This is a genomic window from Flavobacterium sp. WC2409, assembly GCF_041200085.1.
Taxonomy (GTDB): domain Bacteria; phylum Bacteroidota; class Bacteroidia; order Flavobacteriales; family Flavobacteriaceae; genus Flavobacterium.
The window spans coordinates 293,908-313,511 of sequence record NZ_CP165625.1 but is presented as its reverse complement, the minus strand read 5'-3'; the positions used below and the strand labels follow the sequence as shown (position 1 = coordinate 313,511).

Here is a 19,604-nt window from a genome sequence, read left to right as displayed (position 1 = left end):
GATTTAAAAACAATAGCAACTATAAATTTCTTACCATTTTATAATAGCACTAGCCCAAGTAAATCCACTACCAAAAGCAGCCAAAACTACCGTGTCACCAGATTTAATTTTCCCTAATTCCCAAGCTTCTGTGAGCGCAATTGGAATAGAAGCAGCGGTTGTATTACCATATTTTTGAATATTATTAAAAACTTGATCATCTTTCAATCCAAATTTCTTTTGGATAAACTGAGAAATTCTCAAATTAGCTTGATGTGGTATTAGCATATCAATATCTGATACTTGAAGGTTATTCGCTTCCAGCCCTTCATTGATTACTTCACTAAAACGAACTACTGCATTTTTAAATACAAATTGTCCATTCATATAAGGGAAATAACTTTCATCGTCTGGATCATTATCTGCTAAGATGTCTGTAACCCAACGCCCACCCATTCCGGGTGCTTTTACAATAAGTTCTTCAGCATGTTGCCCTTCTGAATGTAGATGGGTAGAAAGAATCCCTTTGGTTAAATCTTCTTCTCTGCTTAAAACTGCGGCTCCTGCTCCATCCCCAAAAATAACCGAAACACCACGTCCACGCGATGTCATATCTAAACCTGTAGAATGCACCTCAGATCCTATAACCAAAACATTCTTATACATTCCTGTTTTGATGTATTGATCCGCAACTGATAAAGCATACAAAAATCCTGAACATTGATTTCTTACATCAAGTGCTCCCACAGTTCGTAAACCTAAATCACGCTGAACTAAAACTCCTGGACCAGGAAAATAATAATCTGGACTTAAAGTGGCAAAAACCACAAAATCGATATCCTCTTTAGCAACTCCTGCTCGTTCAATAGCAATTTCAGCTGCTTTCACACCCATTGAAGTAGTCGTATCCTCCCCTCTTATAATGTGTCTTCTTTCTTGAATTCCAGTTCTTTCTTGAATCCATTCGTCGTTTGTGTCTATGATTTTTGCCAAATCATCATTAGTGACAACATTGGAAGGAACATAATATCCTAATCCTGCTATTTTTGAATGGTACATATTATTGTTTTATTAAAATAAAGTTGCAAATTTATAAATACGTTAAAATATTGGCTCACAAATTACTGATTTTTTATCAAATAGCAACTTATATTTTTCTGGAGCTATTTCCTGCTATCCGCTATATTCCCGATACTAAAAACTACGGCAAAAAAAGCCTTGTTTTTCTAAATCGGGAGATGCCGCTGCAATCAGGGCTAAAACGAATCGCGTGACAAATAAAAATTATGAAATCATCAACGTCACTTCTTGATTGAGGTCTAATGGACTGTCATGCTCAAAAAAGATAACTTTTCTATCAAATACTGCTTTTATTAAATAATGGCCTCCTTTAAAATACGATTGTTTTACCACTACATGCATTAAGCCATTATCTACTACTTTCAATTGATGTGGATAAAGTAACACGATCTCATCTTCCCCATCGACAGGAACTAATTGAGATAATTTCAGCTCATTTACTTCGCCAAATAAGGATGCTACATATTTGTTGATAGGATTCATATACAAATCAAAAGAAGCTGCCTTATCAACAATTCTTCCGTTTTGCAAAACAATCGTTTCATCCGCAAATGAAAGCGCATCGGTACTATCGTGAGTTGCTACAAGACAAGTAACTCCTTGCCCTTTTAAATACGCAAACAAATTGCGACGCAATGCATTTTTTCTAAAATTATCAATATGACTAAAAGGCTCGTCTAATAATAATATTTCAGGTTCCAAGGCCAGAACTCTAGCCAGCGCCACGCGTTGCTGTTGTCCTCCACTTAAATATTTTGCTTTCACATGGGCGAATTCTGTCATTTCAACAATCTCCAGTAATTCATGGATTCGCTCTTGCTTCTTTTCAGGGAAAACATTGGACAAAAACTTACCTACATTCTCAGCAACAGTAATATAAGGCATCAAATCAAAATCTTGTGACAAATACTTCATGAATGGCATTCCTGGAACCAAGTTGTATTTTGGACCTAACACTTCTTCCTCATTCCATAAAATGTGTCCTTCATCTAAATCATACAATCCATAAATTAATTTTAAAAGCGTGCTTTTACCACAACCACTTTCGCCGATTATAGCAATATTTTGTCCTTTTGTAATTGTAAAACTAGCATTGGTTAGCACTTGTTTTTCGGTATATCCGAATGTGATGTTTTGAACTTGAAGCATTTTTATGATAATGAAATTTAAGAGTACAAAGATAGATTTCTTTGTCAAAATTATTTTATGGAAACGATAATATAAATAAAAAAAAGTCGTCTCGTAATAATTACGAAACGACCTTTTTTAGAATTAAAAAATATTTTCTTTTAGTTCCCAGCTTCAATCTTAGCGTCTTGTTGCATTTTATCATTTGCAGTAATAGCAAACTCAACACGACGGTTTTGACTTCTACCTTCTGGAGTATCATTTGTAGCAATTGGATCAGCAATTCCTAAACCAGTAACATTAAATCGAGAGGAAGCAACACCTTTACTAACTAAATAGTTTCTAACTGAAGCTGCTCTTTCACCAGATAATTTTAAATTATAGTCTGCTGGACCAGTGTTATCAGTATATCCAAAAATAGTGATATCAGTATCAGGATACTCTGTAAATACAGGAATTAATTTATCTAAATTAGCTTTTGCAGTAGCTGTTAAAGTTGATTTATTAGTATCAAAACGAACTGCATTTTCATTTAAAACCAATTGGATTCCTTCACCCACACGTTTCACTTCAGCACCTGGAAGCACCTCATCAATTTGTCTTGCTTGTTTATCCATTTTATTACCAATGACTCCACCGGCAACTCCACCTACAACACCACCAAGAACAGCACCCATTGCTCCTTTACCACCTTTACCAAGATTGTTACCAAGAATTGCACCTATAACGGCACCACTTGCTGCACCAATACCAGCACCTCTTTGTGTATTATTTGTATTTTTAATAGCCTCGCAACTTGTAAAAAGTGTTCCTATTGACATTACTAATGCCAATGTTAGTATAGAAAAGTTTTTCATAATGATCTGTTTTATTTTTTTAATTAATTTTTAGTTTGCTCTTTGAAATTGGTACACTACATCAATAGCTTTTCCACCAACAACATTTCCTTTATCAACCAATTGGAACGAATTATCTCCTAGGTTTTCAACAAACAGTTTGTAACCTGCTCTTACTCTTTTTGCTTTTTCACCAGCATCCAAAACTTTCAATATTAATTCTTGATCCGTGTTAACAAACCAAGTGATTGGAGAACTAAAACCAGTACAATCAGCACTTGTTAAAGCCATATTTCCTTTATTATTATTCGAAACAAATTTCCATGTACTTCCTACAAAACATTTAGAATCGGCAATATCAAAAGAATTCACTTTGATATATTGTGATCCTGGATACGTTACTGAGGTCAATACCCATTCGCCTTTAATGGCTACCTGAGTAGTTTTATCCAATTTTTTACCTGTTACTGAACTCGTCTTACATGAGAATAGCACTAATGCTAAAGCTGTTAAAAAAAATATTTTTTTCATTGTTATTTCGTTTTATAATTAAACTGATACAAAGATAATTGCTTAACCCTTGATTTGTGTTTCAAAATTAAATTATTTTGTTTCAAAATTAACAGTTACGACAATTTGTCACTTTAAAAGCAATTGGTATTCTATTTGAAAGAATATCCACAGATTGTAAAACCCTATAAAAAAATTATATATGACAACTGGAAAAATTAATGTTTCGGTAGAAAACATCTTCCCTTTAATCAAGAAGTTCCTATACAGTGATCACGAGATTTTTTTACGTGAATTGATATCCAATGGGACAGATGCAACGTTAAAATTAAAACACCTTACGAATATTGGCGAAGCCAAAGTAGAATATGGCAACCCAATTATCGAAGTAAAAGTAGATAAGGAAGGTAAAAAACTGCATATCATTGACCAAGGTATTGGTATGACTGCAGAGGAAGTAGAGAAATACATCAACCAACTCGCTTTTTCTGGAGCCGAAGAATTTCTAGAAAAATACAAAGACACCGCTAAGGATTCAGGAATTATTGGTCATTTTGGTCTTGGTTTCTACTCTGCTTTTATGGTGGCTTCTAAGGTGGAATTGATTACTAAATCATACAAGGATGAACCAGCAGCACACTGGACCTGCGACGGAAGTCCTGAATTCACTTTGGAACCAGCTGACAAAACAGAAAGAGGTACTGAGATTATCTTACATATTGCCGAAGATTCATTGGATTTCTTAGAAGAGTCTAAAATCAAAGAACTTCTTAACAAGTACAATAAGTTCATGCCTATTCCAATTAAATTTGGAACAAAAACAGAAACACTTCCTAAACCAGAAGACGCTCCTGAAGATTACAAAGCAGAGACAGTTGAAGTAGATAATTTCATCAACAACCCTAATCCAGCTTGGACAAAACAACCTACTGAATTAGCAGATGAAGACTATAAAACGTTCTACCATGAATTGTATCCTATGCAATTTGAAGAACCTTTATTCCACATTCACTTAAATGTAGATTACCCGTTTAACTTAACAGGTATTTTGTATTTCCCTAAATTAGGTGGTGACTTACAAATCCAAAAAGATAAAATTCAGTTGTACCAAAACCAAGTGTACGTTACAGATAACGTAGAAGGAATTGTACCTGAATTCTTGATGATGCTTCGCGGAGTAGTCGATTCGCCAGATATTCCTTTGAACGTTTCTCGTTCCGGATTACAGGCTGATGGTGCTGTGAAAAAAATCTCAAACTACATCACTCGTAAAGTAGCGGATAAATTGAAATCATTATTCACAGAAAACCGTGAAGATTTTGAAGCCAAATGGAATGATATCAAAATCGTTCTAGAATACGGAATGTTATCTGAAGATAAATTCTACGAAAAAGCAGGTGCATTCGTTTTATACCCTACAGTAGACAACAAGTTCTATACACTGGAGGAATTAAAAGAAAACCTAAAAGACAAACAAACGGACAAAGACGGGAAACTGGTTGTTCTTTATGCAGGAAATAAAGAAGCGCAACACTCGTATATCGAAATTGCACAAGAAAAAGGATACGAAGTATTACTTTTAGATTCTCCAATTATTTCTCACTTGATCCAAAAAATTGAAGGAGACAATAGAGAAATCACTTTTGTACGTGTGGATTCAGATCATATTGATAATTTAATCAAGAAGGAGGAAAACACCATTTCTAAATTATCCGATGAGGAAAAAGAAGGTTTAAAAACTGTTTTAGAAGCGATTGTTCCAAAACAAACGTACACGGTTCAACTAGAATCTATGGACAGCCAAGCAGCTCCTTTCATCATCACGCAACCCGAATTCATGCGTAGAATGAAAGAAATGAGCCAGTCAGGTGGTGGTGGAATGTTTGGGATGGGGAATATGCCAGAGATGTACAATCTAGTGGTAAATACTAATTCGCCATTAGCAACTACCATTCTAAATACCGAAGACAAATCAAGCCAAGAGCACCTTGTAAAACAAGCGCTGGACTTAGCTAAATTGTCTCAAAACTTACTAAAAGGAGAAGCATTAACCGCTTTTGTAAAACGTAGTTTCGAGATGATCAAATAATCCTCAACTAACCATTCCAAATAAGGGGAAATCAAGACCTGCTAGTGAAAACTGGCAGGTTTTTTTTTGGAGCAAAACGACTGATTTCCATAACAAGCCCTCGTCCTGCTGTTCATTACAATCCGCACCAAAAAAGGCGCGGGATTTTCATTGCCATCAGGGCTATGGAGAGCGTTTTATTTCCAAAATACTATTTTGATATGAAAACCAACTATTAAAAACAATGTCAAGATTAATAATATAAATGGTATATATTTGATAGAATATAAAGTCTGACGGTTGTCAGACATATATACAAGTTAGTTGCAAGGCCATCTAAGAACCTAAAAGATTAACTTCAATTCAATATTTTAATAAAATACTAATGATAGAAGAAATTAAATATGAACGTAGAATTATAGCTTTCATTGATATACTTGGATTCAAAGAAATAGTAAAACAGTCAGAAAATTAAATAAAGAAATATCGGGAAATAATATTCACTATTCTGTAACTGATAACTTTTATGAATTTAAAATAGAAATGAATAATTAAAGCCCAGCCGCTAATGGCTGTTTTGATATAGCTGGAATTTAGCGGAATTATCGTTTCGCATCAAGTTTTCGTTAACCCTCTACGAAGTCTCAGTCCTTTGCAATACAAACTGAGAAACCATATTATTCCACAATAAAAGTCATAGCGAGGAACGAAGCTATCATACTAAAATACATCCACAAACAAAATAAATAAGCATATTGAAACGGAAATACTGGATGAGATTGCTTCATTCTTCGCAATGACTGTCGATAAACAAGACCGAATGATTTAATACCAAAAAAAATTACAAACAATACCATTCCACAATAAAAGTCATAGCGAGGAACGAAGCTATCACACTAAAACACATCCACAAACAAAATAAATAAGCATATTGAAACGGAAATACTGGATGAGATTGCTTCATTCTTCGCAATGACCGTCGATAAACAAGACCTAATGATATAATACCAAAAAAAATTACAAACAATACCATTCCACAATAAAAGTCATAGCGAGGAACGAAGCTATCATACTAAAACACATCCACAAACAAAATAAATAAGCATATTGAAACGGAAATACTGGATGAGATTGCTTCATTCTTCGCAATGACCGTCGATAAACAACACCTAATGATGTAATACCAAAAAAAATTACAAACAATACCATTCCACTATAAAAGTCATAGCGAGGAACGAAGCTATCATACTAAAACACATCCACAAACAAAATAAATAAGCATATTGAAACGGAAATACTGGATGAGATTGCTTCATTCTTCGCAATGACCGTCGATAAACAATACCTAATGATGTAATACCAAAAAAATTTACAAACAATACCATTCCACTATAAAAGTCATAGCGAGGAACGAAGCTATCATACTAAAACACATCCACAAACAAAATAAATAAGCATATTGAAACGGAAATACTGGATGAGATTGCTTCATTCTTCGCAATGACCGTCGATAAACAACACCGAATGATTTAATACCAAAAAAAATTACAAACAATACCATTACACAATAAAAGTCATAGCGAGGAACGAAGCTATCACACTAAAACACATCCACAAACAAAATAAATAAGCATATTGAAACGGAAATACTGGATGAGATTGCTTCATTCTTCGCAATGACCGTCGATAAACAAGACCTAATGATGTAATACCAAAAAAAATTACAAACAATACCATTCCACAATAAAAGTCATAGCGAGGAACGAAGCTATCATACTAAAACACATCCACAAACAAAATAAATAAGCATATTGAAACGGAAATACTGGATGAGATTGCTTCATTCTTCGCAATGACTGTCGATAAACAAGACCGAATGATTTAATACCAAAAAAATTACAAACAGTACTATTCCACTAGCTCTCGTTTGCCCTCATTCTCTAGCGCTTGTCTTCGACGAGTACCTACTTAAATTAGAACACAACTCGTAGCGTTTGCAATTACTAAAAAAAAACACCTTTTCACGTCATTGTAATTTTAGTAGAATTCTATTTTTTATTCGTAATTTCGTTTAGGAAATACAGTCGTTTTCAAAAGCTAAAACGGTTATAGCAACGCAAACGTACTTCTAAAAAAAGAAATATGACAGCACTTTATAAAACAGCCAACTACCTTGAGCCAATGTTGTTACTCGAGTACGAAATAAACGCAAACTGCAATACAGTTTACAATGCGTGGACCGATATAAATCTACTTCAAAAGTGGTTTTATCCAACGGGATTTTCAGTCGCTCTAGCAGAAATGGTCTCCAATGTGGGCGGCTATTTCAGAATACACATGAAGTCCCCAGAAGGAGAAATTTATCCAACAAAAGGACAATACCTTTTACTGGACAAACCAAATCGAATTGTATATAAAGATTCTTGGGATGATGACAGAAAGCAGAACGAACCCACTGTTGTTGAACTAATTTTTGAACCACAAGGAGAAAAAACGGTACTGAAACTATATTCAAGTTTTGCGACTGAGCAACAAAAAGATACTGTTCTCCATTCGGGAATTGTGGATGGTTGGAAAATGTTTTTTGACAATCTCAATAATCTATTAAAAGAATAAACAAGCAACTTAAAAATTTGAATTATGGCACTGATCAATCCGCACATTAACTTTAATGGAAATGCCGAAGAAGCATTCCATTTTTACAAATCCGTATTTGGTGGAGAGTTTGCACAAATAACCCGTTTCAAAGAAATGTCAAGCCCTGAATTTCCAGTTTCAGAAAAAGAAGCAAATAAAATAATGCATATCTCCTTACCTATTGGCAAGAATTTTTTATTTGCCAATGACGTTCCAGAAAGTATGGGACGCGTAAATGAAAATGAAAACAGGTCCAAGATATCTATTAGCGCAGAAAGCAAAGAAGAAGCCGATAAATTATTTAACGGACTTTCATCAGGTGGACAAATCGAAATGCCTATTGAAGACAGCCCTTGGGGTTCCTACTTTGGTATGTTTAGAGATAAATATGGCATTGAATGGATGATAGATTTTGATCAAAAATAGAACAAAAACAACCAATAGAAAACCCAACAATCATTTTCTATACAATCCTCTAAGCAAAGCCACTTGACCTTGCATAACAAAAGGAGCAAAAAATACTATTCCTCTATAAAAGTCATAGCGAGGAACAAAGCTATCACACTAAAAAACACCGTCAAACAAAATAAAAGAAAGTTTATTGAAAGGGAAATAGATGTTGTATTACTTGTAATTTTAAAAACCTAAAAGTATCACTTTTTAGTCTTTTGTATTAAAAATTAAAAACTTAACTAAAGAATTACGTACTTTGAAGCAACTATAAAAAACAATAATGACCTTACACATAGAAACTCCCGCTTTATTATTCTCAGCCACTTCATTGATCCTTTTGGCCTATACTAATCGTTTCTTGACTATAGCCACCATTGTTCGAGGTTTAAAAAAGACCTACGAGGAAAAAGAGAATAAAACCATATTACTAGAAATCAAAAACCTCAATTTGCGATTATCGTTAATTAAGTACATGCAGCTTTTTGGTGTATGTTGTTTATTTCTTTCTGTTTTTGCTATGCTACTTTTGTTTTTAGATAATCAATTGATCAGTCTCTATCTTTTTGGGCTGAGTTTATTAAGCTTACTTATATCATTAGGATTATCTTTTTGGGAAATTAGCATTTCAGTGAATGCCTTGCGTTTGCATTTAAGCGACTTAAAGGAAGTAGGGAAAAAAGAATAAAAGTAAAGTCTTCTCAACTAAAAAACTATCTTTGCCCGCTTTTTAAATTAAAAAAATGATTGAAAATAAAGTATTAAAAGGAGTTTTATTAGTAGGATTCGGTGCGACGAGTTACGGCATGCTAGCCACATTTGTAAAAATGGCATACATGGAAGGATACACTACTGCCGAGGTAACGAGCTCGCAATTCATATTGGGAATTATTGGAATCCTACTCATCAATATGTTCCAAAAAAATAAAAACAAAGAAAAAGTACGTAAAGCTTCTAAAAAAAACATTTTTCATTTAATGCTGGCAGGCACTTCATTAGGTATGACTAGTGTTTTTTATTATTTGGCCGTAAAATACATTCCCGTTTCCATAGGTATTGTTTTATTGATGCAAACAGTGTGGATGGGTGTTTTACTAGAAATGATTTTGGAAAAAAAAATCCCTTCAACTCAAAAAATCATATCGGTAGTTATTGTATTAACAGGAACGGTTTTAGCTACTAATTTAATCAATAACGAGGTACAATTAGATTGGCATGGAATTATGTGGGGTGTTTTGGCAGCAGCCTCATTCACTACAACCATGTTTACAGCAAATCGAGTAGCTACAAGCATTTCATCAGCACAGCGCAGTTTATATATGCTTCTTGGTGGTGCTATAATTGTGTTTTCGTTTTCAATTGCAACACAAACCACTCCATTTAACTTCGAAATATTTCTAAAATGGGGAATCGTTTTATCTCTTTTTGGGACAATAATCCCTCCACTTTTAATGAATGCTGGGTTTCCACTTACAGGAATTGGATTAGGAAGTATTGTATCGGCTCTCGAACTTCCTGTTTCAGTACTTATGGCTTTTTTCCTTTTAAATGAAAAAGTAATCCTGATGCAATGGATAGGAATCTGTTTAATTATTGTAGCCATTGTCATAATGAACCTAAAATTTAAACCTATAAAAAACAATTCTTCTTTTTAACATTTCAGATTATTAATATATCGTAAATAAATTCTTAAATTCGCAAAACAAATACCCTAATTCTGATTTATCATGAATTCAAACTGGCACTTATACTTTATGGCATTCATCTATACTATTGCTGGTATGAATCATTTTAGAAGTCCAAAACTGTACAAAAAAATAATCCCCCCCTATTTACCCAATCCAAGTCTTTTAAATTATTTAAGCGGGATTGCTGAGATAATTCTTGGTATATCCTTACTCATTCCTGCCTTAACACATTATGCAGCCTGGGGCGTAATTGCATTATTAATTGCCGTTTTACCAACTCATTTTTTCATGTATCAAAATCACAAAGCACAAATGGGGCTTCCTAAATGGGTATTATTACTACGCATTCCATTTCAATTCGTTTTGATATATTGGGCCTATTTATACACTTAAAAAACTATATTTATAGTACATAGATACCTTCAAAATTGAAGAATCTCAAAAACATTAAATGATTTTCATATTCGTTAACTATTCGACCTATGGAAATTGAAGTACGCAATAAATTGAAAAATTCAATAAAAATTCCTTGCCAAAAGCAAAAACTAGAATAGAATATTTAAATACATTAAAAAAAAAATACTCTTTTGACGTAAAGTAATTATTTTTTTTATTAATATTGGTATCTAATTTAGAATCAATTATTTTAATCATTAAAACCAATTTGAATTAATTTTCACGTGATGAAAAAGAGTAACCGAAAAGAACTGACCTGGGAGCAAACAGAAAAACTTGTTACATTGGCCTTAGAAGAAAAAAATCCTTTTGAGATTATCAAAAAAGAATTTGGTCTGGTCGAAAAAGAAGTTCTGGAAATAATGAAGAAGAAGATGCCTGCAGAAAAATTTGAGATGTGGAAAAAGAAAGCTACCGCAAATAAACCAAAACCAAAACCGCTGAAAATTGATGATTTTGATGAAGATTTGGATGGCAAATATTACATAAAAAATAAATTGGACTAACCAATTAAAAAAACACTCTTAATTAGAGTGTTTTTTTTTATTCAAAAATAAAAACCATATAAAAAATATTAAAAAAGCTTGTAACAAGATGAGTACAAATAAGTCTAATAGTCAAAATCAAATTTAAAATGAAAAAGATACTTTTTGCCTTTACCCTAGCTTCCGTATTAGTAGGATGTAAAACAGCAAGCTCCGTAACCTCATCTTCAATTAAAGAAAACATTGAAGTAGCAATTAATTTAAATGACATCAAGGATGATAAGGTAATGGTGACAGTAAATACACCTGCAATCACCACTGATGAAATTACTTTCCATATCCCTAAAACAGTTCCAGGTACTTATTCTGAGGACAATTATGGCCGCTTTATTACTGATTTAAAAGCATATGACAAAAAAGGAAACGCATTAGATGTAAAAAAACTAGATGTTAATTCTTGGTCAATTGCAAAAGCGAAGACTTTGAGCAAAATCACATATTGGGTTAATGATTCCTTTGACACTGAAAAAGGAACTGAATTTGGTAAAGATGATGTTTTCTCACCAGCAGGTTCAAACATTGATTCGGGAAAAAACATCCTGTTAAACACCCATTGTTTTGTAGGGTATTTTACAAATTATATGTCTAATCCATACAAAGTTACCATTTCACATCCAGGTGAAATATGGGGAGCTACTTCAATGACTGACATTGATGATAGTAACACTAATGATGTATTTATCACATCCCGTTACGCAGAGTTAGTAGAAAACCCAATCATGTATTCAAAACCCGATCATACTTCTTTTACAGTTGACGGAATGGAAATTAATATTGCTGTCTATTCTCCCACTGGAAAAGTAACTGCCGAAAGTATTACTCCAGAAATGAAAACAATGATGACGGCGCAAAAACACTTTTTAGGAAAAATAAACACCACTAAAAAATACAGTGTTTTGTTGTACTTATCGACGATGACCGATACAGATGCTAAAGGATTTGGAGCATTAGAACATCCTACTGCAACTACTGTTGTCCTACCTGAAGTGATGCCAAAAGAAGAGTTAGTAAAATCGATGATGGATGTGGTATCTCACGAATTCTTTCATATCGTTACTCCTTTAAGTATTCATTCAAAAGAAATTCAATTTTTTGATTATAATGATCCAAAAATGTCAGAGCATTTATGGATGTATGAAGGAGTTACAGAATATTTTGCCAATTTATTTCAAATAAATCAAGGCTTAATTACTGAAGAAGACTTTTACAGTCGCCTTTCTGACCAAATAGAGCGCGCCAATGCTATGAATGATACGATGTCATTTACAACAATGAGTGCTAATGTATTAAAAGAGCCTTACAAAGATCAATACATAAATGTGTACCAAAAAGGATCTTTAATAGGGATGTGTTTGGACATTATAATTAGAGAAAAAAGCAACGGACAAAGAGGAATTCTTGATTTAATGCAAAAATTGTCCAAAGAGTATGGCGTTTCTAAACCATTTAATGACAACGAGCTTTTTGCCAAAATCACGGAACTGACCTACCCAGAAGTGGGTGAATTTTTAAAAACTTATGTTGCAGGAACAACCCCAATTCCTTACGCCACTTATTTTGCAAAAGTGGGGCTAACACTAATATCTGAAAAAACACCAGGAAACATATTTCTAAAAGGACAAACACCTTACATTACTGTGAATCCTCAAACCAAAGAAATTGTCGTTATTCCCGAAATTGAATTAAATACTTTCTACACTTCTCTAGACCTTAAAGGAGGTGATGTTTTAGTAGCCATTAACAACCAGTCTTACACACTTGACAACATCTATGAAATGATAGCTGAAAGTGAAAAATGGAAAGAGAATGATCCTATTACAGTGAAAATAAAAAGAAATGGTTCAGAACAAACAATTAAAGGCATTGTTAAACTTCCTTATGAAGAAAAAGAGGTTGTGAAGGCGACTGATTCAACAAAAAGTATCCTAAAAGAAGCTTGGTTGAAAGGCTAATTAAATAAAACTTTGACAAATCCCAATTTAGAAATAGATTGGGATTTTTTTTATAAAATTACAAGAAGTTAATTCTTCCACTTTCCAACAATTTTCTTTATTTTGCACCAAAATAGATAACCAATGAAAAAAACAATTCTTGCATTCTTTTCACTAGTTCTTTTAGTGTCATGCAATAAAAACGAATCCAAAGAAAACGTACACATCACAGGAAACATTAAAGGCCTTAAAAGTGGAACTTTATACATTCAGAGAGTAGTTGACTCTTCCCTTGTTGCTATAGACACCATAACAATTAATGGTAGCTCTACATTTACAAGTGATATCGATTTAAAATCACCAGAAATGCTTTATTTATTTCTAGATAGAGGAGTAACGAATTCATTGGACAATAATATATTATTTTTTGCTGAACCAGGGAATATAAATATTGAAACTACTCTTGACTCTTATATTTCTGACGCCAAAATTACTGGATCTAAAAATCAAGAATTATTGGATGAATACAAAAAGATCAATTCTAGATTTAAAGATGAAAACCTTACTTTGATTGAACAAAAATTCAATGCAATAAAAAGTAAAAATGCAATTGCAATCGATAGCCTAAGTGCGAAACAAGATTCAAACATCAAAAGAAAGTACTTGTACGCTACTAATTTTGCCATAAACAACAAAGACCATGAAGTAGCTCCTTATATTGCCTTATCAGAGATCTATGACATCAATATTAAATATCTAGATACAATCCAGAAATCTATGACTCCTAAAGTGGCACAATCTCTTTATGGAAAGAAACTAACGGAATACGTTACTTCAATTAAAGCTCAGAAATAAAGGAATTGAATTTTCAGTTGAATACAAAAAAAAACGCCTCGCTAAAACGAGGCGTTTTTTGTTTATTGCATTTTCAACTAAGACACCATAATTTTATTTGATAAAAACAATAATATGAGTTTCATTTTAAAATAAAAAAACCACCTAACAAAAGTTAGATGGTTTTACGATGAGCCGGCGGAGGGACTCGAACCCACGACCTGCTGATTACAAATCAGCTGCTCTAGCCAACTGAGCTACGCTGGCGTCTCATTTCTCGGGTGCAAATATAATGATGAATTCCAAATCTCCAAACAAAATAACAATAAAATATAAATTATTTTATAGCGACCAAAATGGACGGTTTTAATTAGAAATCATAAAAAAACCACCTAACAAAGTTAGATGGTTTTACAATGAGCCGGCGGAGGGACTCGAACCCACGACCTGCTGATTACAAATCAGCTGCTCTAGCCAACTGAGCTACGCTGGCGTCTCATTACGGGTGCAAATATACAGATGAATTCGATTTCTCCAAAATAAATCTGCACTTTTTTATCGTTTTTTTCGACTACAATTCGTTGATTTTAGCAATCAATTGATTTGCAGTTTGTTCCAATTCAACATTGATTTGTTTGAAGTGTGCTTTTTTATTTTCCACTTTTTTAGCGTTCACTTTAGTGATTAAAACGTCAAAAGCAGCGATAGCTTCATCAATTAAATCATTAGTTTCTGTTGTTGGTTTTCCAGTAGTTGAAATCTCAAACAAATAAACTGCTTCAATTATATCTCCTAAAACGTAGTTGATGTCTTTTTTTAAATTTTTAACGTTTGCCATTTTTCTTTAATTTTAATTTGCGTCTGCAAAAGTACACATAATCTTTCTATAACTTACTATGAAATGTAAATTTCTAAAATAGAAGCTTTTCCGGTGATAACATAATAATCCATTGCAGCTGGAATCAAAACAGTATCTCCTTTTTTATACGTGTAAATATTCATATCATATTCTAACTCAAATTCTCCATCTACACACATATATACTGTAAAACTATTTCCTGTTTTAGAAACAGTTACAGTATCTTCTAACGGAATAAAATTAGTTGTAAAATAAGGACAATTAACTATCGTGTTTGATACATTCTCATCCTTTTTGTAGGATCTATATGCTTCCACTTTATCATAGTTAATAGCTTCTAAAGCCAAATCAATATGCAATTCTCTAGTATTCCCTTGAGCATCTACTCGGTCAAAATCGTAAATACGATACGTAATATCTGAGGTTTGCTGAATCTCCGCAACTACTAATCCTGCTCCAATAGCGTGAACCGTTCCTGTCTCAAGAAAAAATACATCTCCCTCTTTTACTTCAACATCATCAAGAATGGACAACAATGTTTTATTTTTAAGATGCTCTAAATACTCATTTGCATTTGACTTTTCTTTAAAACCAACAATTATTCTTGAATCTGGATCCGCTTGCATGATGTACCACATCTCCGTTTTTCCAAAAGAATTGTGACGTTTTTTTGCTAACTCATCATTAGGGTGCACCTGAATAGACAAATCTTCACGTGCATCTAAATATTTAAAAAGTAATGGAAATTGTTTTCCAAAACGTTTATGAACTTCAGTTCCTAGTATTTCATTTGGTAACTCTTCAATTACTTCTGTTAAAGATTTTCCCTTAAATTCTCCATTAGCAATTACACTAACATCACCTTCCACTGTGGATAATTCCCAACTCTCCCCAGTAATTTTTGACTCAATAGGCTTATTAAGTATCGTTTTTAATTTTTCACCTCCCCATATTCTATCTTTCAATATAGGGTCAAATTGTAAAGGGTATACCATTTTATTCATTTTTCTTCCGTTTTTAAACGACAAAATTCACTCTTTAAGTAAATTATATCTAATACTATTTTGTTCTTTTATGATACTAATTTTTTTATAGACTCTAATGCTTTTACGATATGATTTTGCCCTTTTATACTGTTAAAAATCAGCTGAACAACCCCTTTTTTATCAACTACATAAGTAACTCTTCCAGGCAGTAACCCAAATAAAGCAGAAGGAACACCAAAAAGAGTTCTGATTTTTTTATCACTATCGGATAATAAAATAAAAGGCAACTGATGTTCTTTTGCAAAATCTTTATGCGAAGCAACACTATCACTGCTGACACCAATTACCTCAGCACCTAGATCAGTAAATTCCTCATATTGATCTCTAAAACTGCAAGCCTGCGCAGTACAAATAGAAGTATTGTCTTTAGGATAAAAATAAATAACTATTGGTTTTTTACCTATAATGCTTTCGATGTTAAAATCATTACCATTAGCGTCTTTCCCCTTAAAATTTGGGATTTTATCCCCCACACGCAATGCCATTATTCTCCTTTATAGGTTACAAAATTACGAGCCGTTTCATAAAGCACTACTTCTAAATCAAACTCTTGTTTAATTCTTTTTCGGATTTTATTCCAAATAACAACCACAATATTTTCAGCAGTGGGATTTAAGTTTTCAAATTCAGGAACATCTAAATTCAGGTTTTTATGATCAAATTGACTTTCGACTTCTTCATGAATAATGTCAGCCAAAATTTTCACATCCATTACAAAACCGGTCTCTTGATCAATTGCACCAGTAACACTTACAGTCAAATCATAATTATGTCCATGAAAGTTGGGATTATTACATTTTCCGAAAACCGCATCATTTTTTTCAAATGTCCAATCCTTCCGATACAACCTATGAGCTGCATTAAAATGCGCTTTTCTACTTATAGTAACTTTCATATTATTATCGTGTATTTTTTTTTAATTCAAAGGCTCAAAACTTACCTTCTATACTTTATGATCTTCTAGAAAATGATAAAACTCGTCAAAAATAATTTTAAACCAAACGGTATAGATCTCTGGATGCAACTGCATATCCTCTTGAATAGCATCGATACTCATCCATTTCCAAGATTCAACTTCTTCGGTATTTATTTCTGGACTTTCACTATAATAGCCAATCATCACATGATCCAATTCATGTTCCGTCAATCCGTTATCAAAAGGAGCTTTATAGATAAAGTGAAATAATTCTTTAAGCTCTGTTTTAAAACCCATTTCTTCAAATAACCTGCGACTTCCAGCTTGGACATTAGTCTCCCCTTCCCTTTGATGACTACAACAAGTATTAGTCCATAACAAAGGAGAATGGTATTTATGGTGTGCCCGCTGTTGCAGCATTAATTCATTTTTACTGTTTAAAACAAAAACAGAAAAGGCACGATGCAACAAAGCCTTTTCATGCGCCTCTAATTTTGGCATCAATCCAATTTGTACATCGTCAGTATTAACTAATATTACGTTTTCTTCTATCATATTTATTTTTAGCATCACAAAAATACAAAAAAGATACAGAAAAAAACAGGCTTTAACGTTCTCTTTCATTTTGTTCATGAGCAAATAAAATAGCGTATTTCACTACTCTATTGATACCGTCCACGTCAATAAACTTTAGTACTTTTGATAATCTTAACGCTACATTACAATGAATTCTATACACATACGAAAAGCCCTTTTAAGCGACCTTACAACACTTCTTGAATTCGAACAAGGAATTATTGAAGCGGAACGTCCGTACGATCCAACATTAAAAAAGGAAAAAATTCATTATTACGATATAGAAAAAATGATTGCAGCTCTCGAAGTTGAAGTTTTAGTTGCTACGATTGACTCCATAATTGTAGGTTCAGGTTACGCACGAATAGAAACTGCAAAACCGTATTTGAATCATATAGATTATGCCTATTTAGGATTTATGTTTACCCATGCTGACTATAGGGGAAAAGGAGTCAATGCTAAAATTATTGAATCATTAAAAGTATGGTGTCGTACTCAGGATATTGTTGAGCTTCGCTTAGATGTATACAATGACAATCCTTCAGCCATTAAAGCCTATGAAAAAGTGGGATTCAAAAAACATTTAATAAACATGAGACTTGGCTTGTAAATATTTCCTGTTAAAAACCAAAAACACTTTAAATACGTAACTATCATTAGTTAAAACTTATACAATTAGCTGTTAAATTGTAAAGTACACGACATTACTTCTTAAAACAGCTGCTTAAATTTGTACTATAAATATTTAATATTATTTACCTATGAAAACAAAATCTTTTTTTAGCCTTTTATTCTTTCTTCCATTGTTTGTAATCACGGCTTGTGGACAAACAGGAAAAAAACAAAACAAAATAGAAAAATCAACAACTATGGAAAATAAAATCAGTAAGCCAGAAAACCCTTATTATTCCAATACTGACACAACAAAATTAGATCTAACGGATGCTGAATGGAAAAAAGTACTTTCGGATGATGTATATGCTGTAACAAGACATGCTGACACTGAAAGACCATTTACAGGAAAATATTGGAACTCTGACGAAAAAGGAACGTATTATTGTGCCGCTTGCGGTAATAAATTATTCCGCTCTAGTGCCAAATTTGCAAGTAGTTGCGGATGGCCAAGTTTCTTTGAACAAGACAATAAAAAAAGTGTAATCTATAAAACAGATAACTCTTTAGGCATGGAACGAATTGAAGCACTATGCGGTCGATGTGGTGGACACCTTGGACACCTATTTGATGATGGACCTGCTCCTACTCACAAAAGATACTGTATGAATTCTATCGCTCTTGACTTTATCCCTGATACTAAATAACATGAAAAAAATATTTTTAATTTGTATTTTGGCCACACTAAGTGCCTGTGGACAAAAAAAAGAAACAAAAATAATAGAGGAAAAACCATCTAATAAAAACAACCTTGAAACTATTACACTTGGTGGTGGCTGTTATTGGTGTGTGGAAGCTGTTTACGAAAATCTAAACGGAGTAAAATCGGCAGTATCTGGATTTTCAGGTGGGAAAAATGCCAATCCTAGTTACGAGGATGTTTCAACAGGAAGAACAGGTTATGTTGAAGTGGTACAAATCACTTATGACAAAACAGTAACAAATTTGAATGAAATATTTCAAGTTTTCTTTACTGTTCATGACCCCACTACGCTGAACCGTCAAGGGGCTGATGTAGGTACTCAATACCGTTCAGTCATTTTCTATAAAAATGAAGAACAACGACTTGCAGCTCAAAATATCATTAACGAACTGAGGAATGCTAAAATTTACAACAGTACAATTGTTACTGCTGTAGAACCGCTTACCACTTTTTATAAAGCCGAAGATTACCATCAAGATTATTATGCCAATAATAAAAACCAACCCTATTGTCGAATGGTGATTCAGCCCAAAATTGAAAAATTTGAGAAGTTATTTAAAGATAAACTGAAAAATAAACAACATTAATTATCAAAACCGAAAAGAGATTTTCGGTTTTTTTATGCTTTAAAAAAGGCATCATTATAACTTCAATTAAAGAATTTGTTTTTATTCTATTCCAATAATTACC

The 19,604-nt window shown here is 33.0% G+C and carries 21 protein-coding genes and 2 tRNA genes; 12 read left to right on the top strand and 11 right to left on the bottom strand.

The genetic code is table 11. The annotated features are described in order from the left end of the window. Window positions 1-30: 30 nt before the first annotated feature. The 4 genes from AB3G34_RS01390 to AB3G34_RS01375 all read right to left on the bottom strand — a co-directional run bounded on the left by AB3G34_RS01390 (window position 31) and on the right by AB3G34_RS01375 (window position 3,554). Window positions 31-1,038: a 3-oxoacyl-ACP synthase III family protein gene (locus tag AB3G34_RS01390; RefSeq protein ID WP_369753224.1), complete on the bottom strand. Its 1,008-nt coding sequence runs from the start codon at window positions 1,036-1,038 to the stop codon at window positions 31-33. Window positions 1,039-1,263: 225 nt separating this feature from the next. Beyond that, window positions 1,264-2,208, bottom strand: a complete 945-nt coding sequence (locus AB3G34_RS01385) for an ABC transporter ATP-binding protein (protein WP_369753223.1) — start codon at window positions 2,206-2,208, stop codon at window positions 1,264-1,266. A gap of 140 nt (window positions 2,209-2,348) precedes the next feature. Continuing rightward, entirely contained in the window at window positions 2,349-3,044 is a 696-nt protein-coding gene (locus AB3G34_RS01380) for an OmpA family protein (RefSeq protein WP_367757482.1), read from the bottom strand. Window positions 3,045-3,074: 30 nt separating this feature from the next. Then, on the bottom strand, window positions 3,075-3,554 hold the full coding sequence (locus AB3G34_RS01375) for a lipocalin family protein (RefSeq protein ID WP_369753222.1): 480 nt from the start codon (window positions 3,552-3,554) through the stop codon (window positions 3,075-3,077). Between the two features lie 181 nt (window positions 3,555-3,735). Between AB3G34_RS01375 and htpG the strand changes: the two genes are divergently transcribed. The 9 genes from htpG (at window position 3,736) to AB3G34_RS01330 (ending at window position 14,163) form a co-directional block, all read left to right on the top strand. Further along, the gene (gene htpG, locus AB3G34_RS01370; protein ID WP_369753221.1) at window positions 3,736-5,622 is read left to right on the top strand and encodes a molecular chaperone HtpG; all 1,887 of its coding nucleotides are present in this window, start codon (window positions 3,736-3,738) and stop codon (window positions 5,620-5,622) included. A 2,121-nt stretch (window positions 5,623-7,743) separates the two neighbouring features. Beyond that, entirely contained in the window at window positions 7,744-8,217 is a 474-nt protein-coding gene (locus tag AB3G34_RS01365) for an SRPBCC domain-containing protein (protein ID WP_367773789.1), read from the top strand. A gap of 24 nt (window positions 8,218-8,241) precedes the next feature. Then, entirely contained in the window at window positions 8,242-8,664 is a 423-nt protein-coding gene (locus tag AB3G34_RS01360) for a VOC family protein (RefSeq protein WP_367773787.1), read from the top strand. Window positions 8,665-8,971: 307 nt separating this feature from the next. Continuing rightward, window positions 8,972-9,376 (top strand): DUF2721 domain-containing protein, encoded by a 405-nt coding sequence (locus AB3G34_RS01355; RefSeq protein WP_367773785.1) that lies wholly within the window; start codon window positions 8,972-8,974, stop codon window positions 9,374-9,376. Window positions 9,377-9,431: 55 nt separating this feature from the next. Next, complete coding sequence (locus AB3G34_RS01350) at window positions 9,432-10,343, top strand: DMT family transporter (protein ID WP_367773783.1); 912 nt, start codon at window positions 9,432-9,434, stop codon at window positions 10,341-10,343. A 72-nt stretch (window positions 10,344-10,415) separates the two neighbouring features. Continuing rightward, window positions 10,416-10,769, top strand: coding sequence for a MauE/DoxX family redox-associated membrane protein (locus AB3G34_RS01345; protein ID WP_369753220.1), 354 nt, complete (start codon window positions 10,416-10,418; stop codon window positions 10,767-10,769). A 290-nt stretch (window positions 10,770-11,059) separates the two neighbouring features. Beyond that, window positions 11,060-11,338 carry a DUF2805 domain-containing protein gene (locus AB3G34_RS01340; RefSeq protein WP_367757464.1) on the top strand — a complete coding sequence of 93 codons (279 nt, stop codon included), beginning with the start codon at window positions 11,060-11,062 and terminating at the stop codon, window positions 11,336-11,338. Between the two features lie 128 nt (window positions 11,339-11,466). Next, on the top strand, window positions 11,467-13,329 hold the full coding sequence (locus AB3G34_RS01335) for a peptidase M61 (RefSeq protein ID WP_369753219.1): 1,863 nt from the start codon (window positions 11,467-11,469) through the stop codon (window positions 13,327-13,329). A gap of 123 nt (window positions 13,330-13,452) precedes the next feature. Continuing rightward, window positions 13,453-14,163: a DUF4369 domain-containing protein gene (locus AB3G34_RS01330; RefSeq protein WP_367757460.1), complete on the top strand. Its 711-nt coding sequence runs from the start codon at window positions 13,453-13,455 to the stop codon at window positions 14,161-14,163. A gap of 172 nt (window positions 14,164-14,335) precedes the next feature. Here AB3G34_RS01330 and AB3G34_RS01325 read toward each other — a convergent pair. The 7 genes from AB3G34_RS01325 to idi form a co-directional block, all read right to left on the bottom strand. Beyond that, window positions 14,336-14,409, bottom strand: a tRNA-Thr gene (locus tag AB3G34_RS01325). A gap of 152 nt (window positions 14,410-14,561) precedes the next feature. Further along, window positions 14,562-14,635 (bottom strand) — tRNA-Thr (locus tag AB3G34_RS01320). Window positions 14,636-14,713: 78 nt separating this feature from the next. Then, window positions 14,714-14,980, bottom strand: coding sequence for a hypothetical protein (locus tag AB3G34_RS01315; RefSeq protein WP_187017304.1), 267 nt, complete (start codon window positions 14,978-14,980; stop codon window positions 14,714-14,716). Window positions 14,981-15,036: 56 nt separating this feature from the next. After that, window positions 15,037-16,005 (bottom strand): type I phosphomannose isomerase catalytic subunit, encoded by a 969-nt coding sequence (locus AB3G34_RS01310; RefSeq protein WP_367757458.1) that lies wholly within the window; start codon window positions 16,003-16,005, stop codon window positions 15,037-15,039. 68 nt (window positions 16,006-16,073) lie between these two features. Next, window positions 16,074-16,532, bottom strand: a complete 459-nt coding sequence (locus tag AB3G34_RS01305; protein ID WP_367773773.1) for a peroxiredoxin — start codon at window positions 16,530-16,532, stop codon at window positions 16,074-16,076. Further along, on the bottom strand, window positions 16,532-16,942 hold the full coding sequence (locus AB3G34_RS01300; RefSeq protein WP_367757455.1) for a 6-pyruvoyl tetrahydropterin synthase family protein: 411 nt from the start codon (window positions 16,940-16,942) through the stop codon (window positions 16,532-16,534). Before AB3G34_RS01300 ends, AB3G34_RS01305 begins: the two co-directional genes overlap by 1 nt. 48 nt (window positions 16,943-16,990) lie before the next feature. Then, window positions 16,991-17,518 (bottom strand): isopentenyl-diphosphate Delta-isomerase, encoded by a 528-nt coding sequence (gene idi / locus AB3G34_RS01295; RefSeq protein ID WP_369753218.1) that lies wholly within the window; start codon window positions 17,516-17,518, stop codon window positions 16,991-16,993. A 169-nt stretch (window positions 17,519-17,687) separates the two neighbouring features. Between idi and AB3G34_RS01290 the strand changes: the two genes are divergently transcribed. The 3 genes from AB3G34_RS01290 to msrA all read left to right on the top strand — a co-directional run bounded on the left by AB3G34_RS01290 (window position 17,688) and on the right by msrA (window position 19,501). Then, window positions 17,688-18,149, top strand: a complete 462-nt coding sequence (locus AB3G34_RS01290) for a GNAT family N-acetyltransferase (protein WP_369753217.1) — start codon at window positions 17,688-17,690, stop codon at window positions 18,147-18,149. Window positions 18,150-18,300: 151 nt separating this feature from the next. Further along, a complete protein-coding gene (msrB, locus tag AB3G34_RS01285) occupies window positions 18,301-18,858 on the top strand; it encodes a peptide-methionine (R)-S-oxide reductase MsrB (protein WP_367757449.1) in 558 nt (185 codons plus the stop codon). Window position 18,859: 1 nt separating this feature from the next. Beyond that, window positions 18,860-19,501 carry a peptide-methionine (S)-S-oxide reductase MsrA gene (gene msrA / locus AB3G34_RS01280; protein WP_369753216.1) on the top strand — a complete coding sequence of 214 codons (642 nt, stop codon included), beginning with the start codon at window positions 18,860-18,862 and terminating at the stop codon, window positions 19,499-19,501. The last annotated feature ends 103 nt before the right edge of the window (window positions 19,502-19,604 follow it).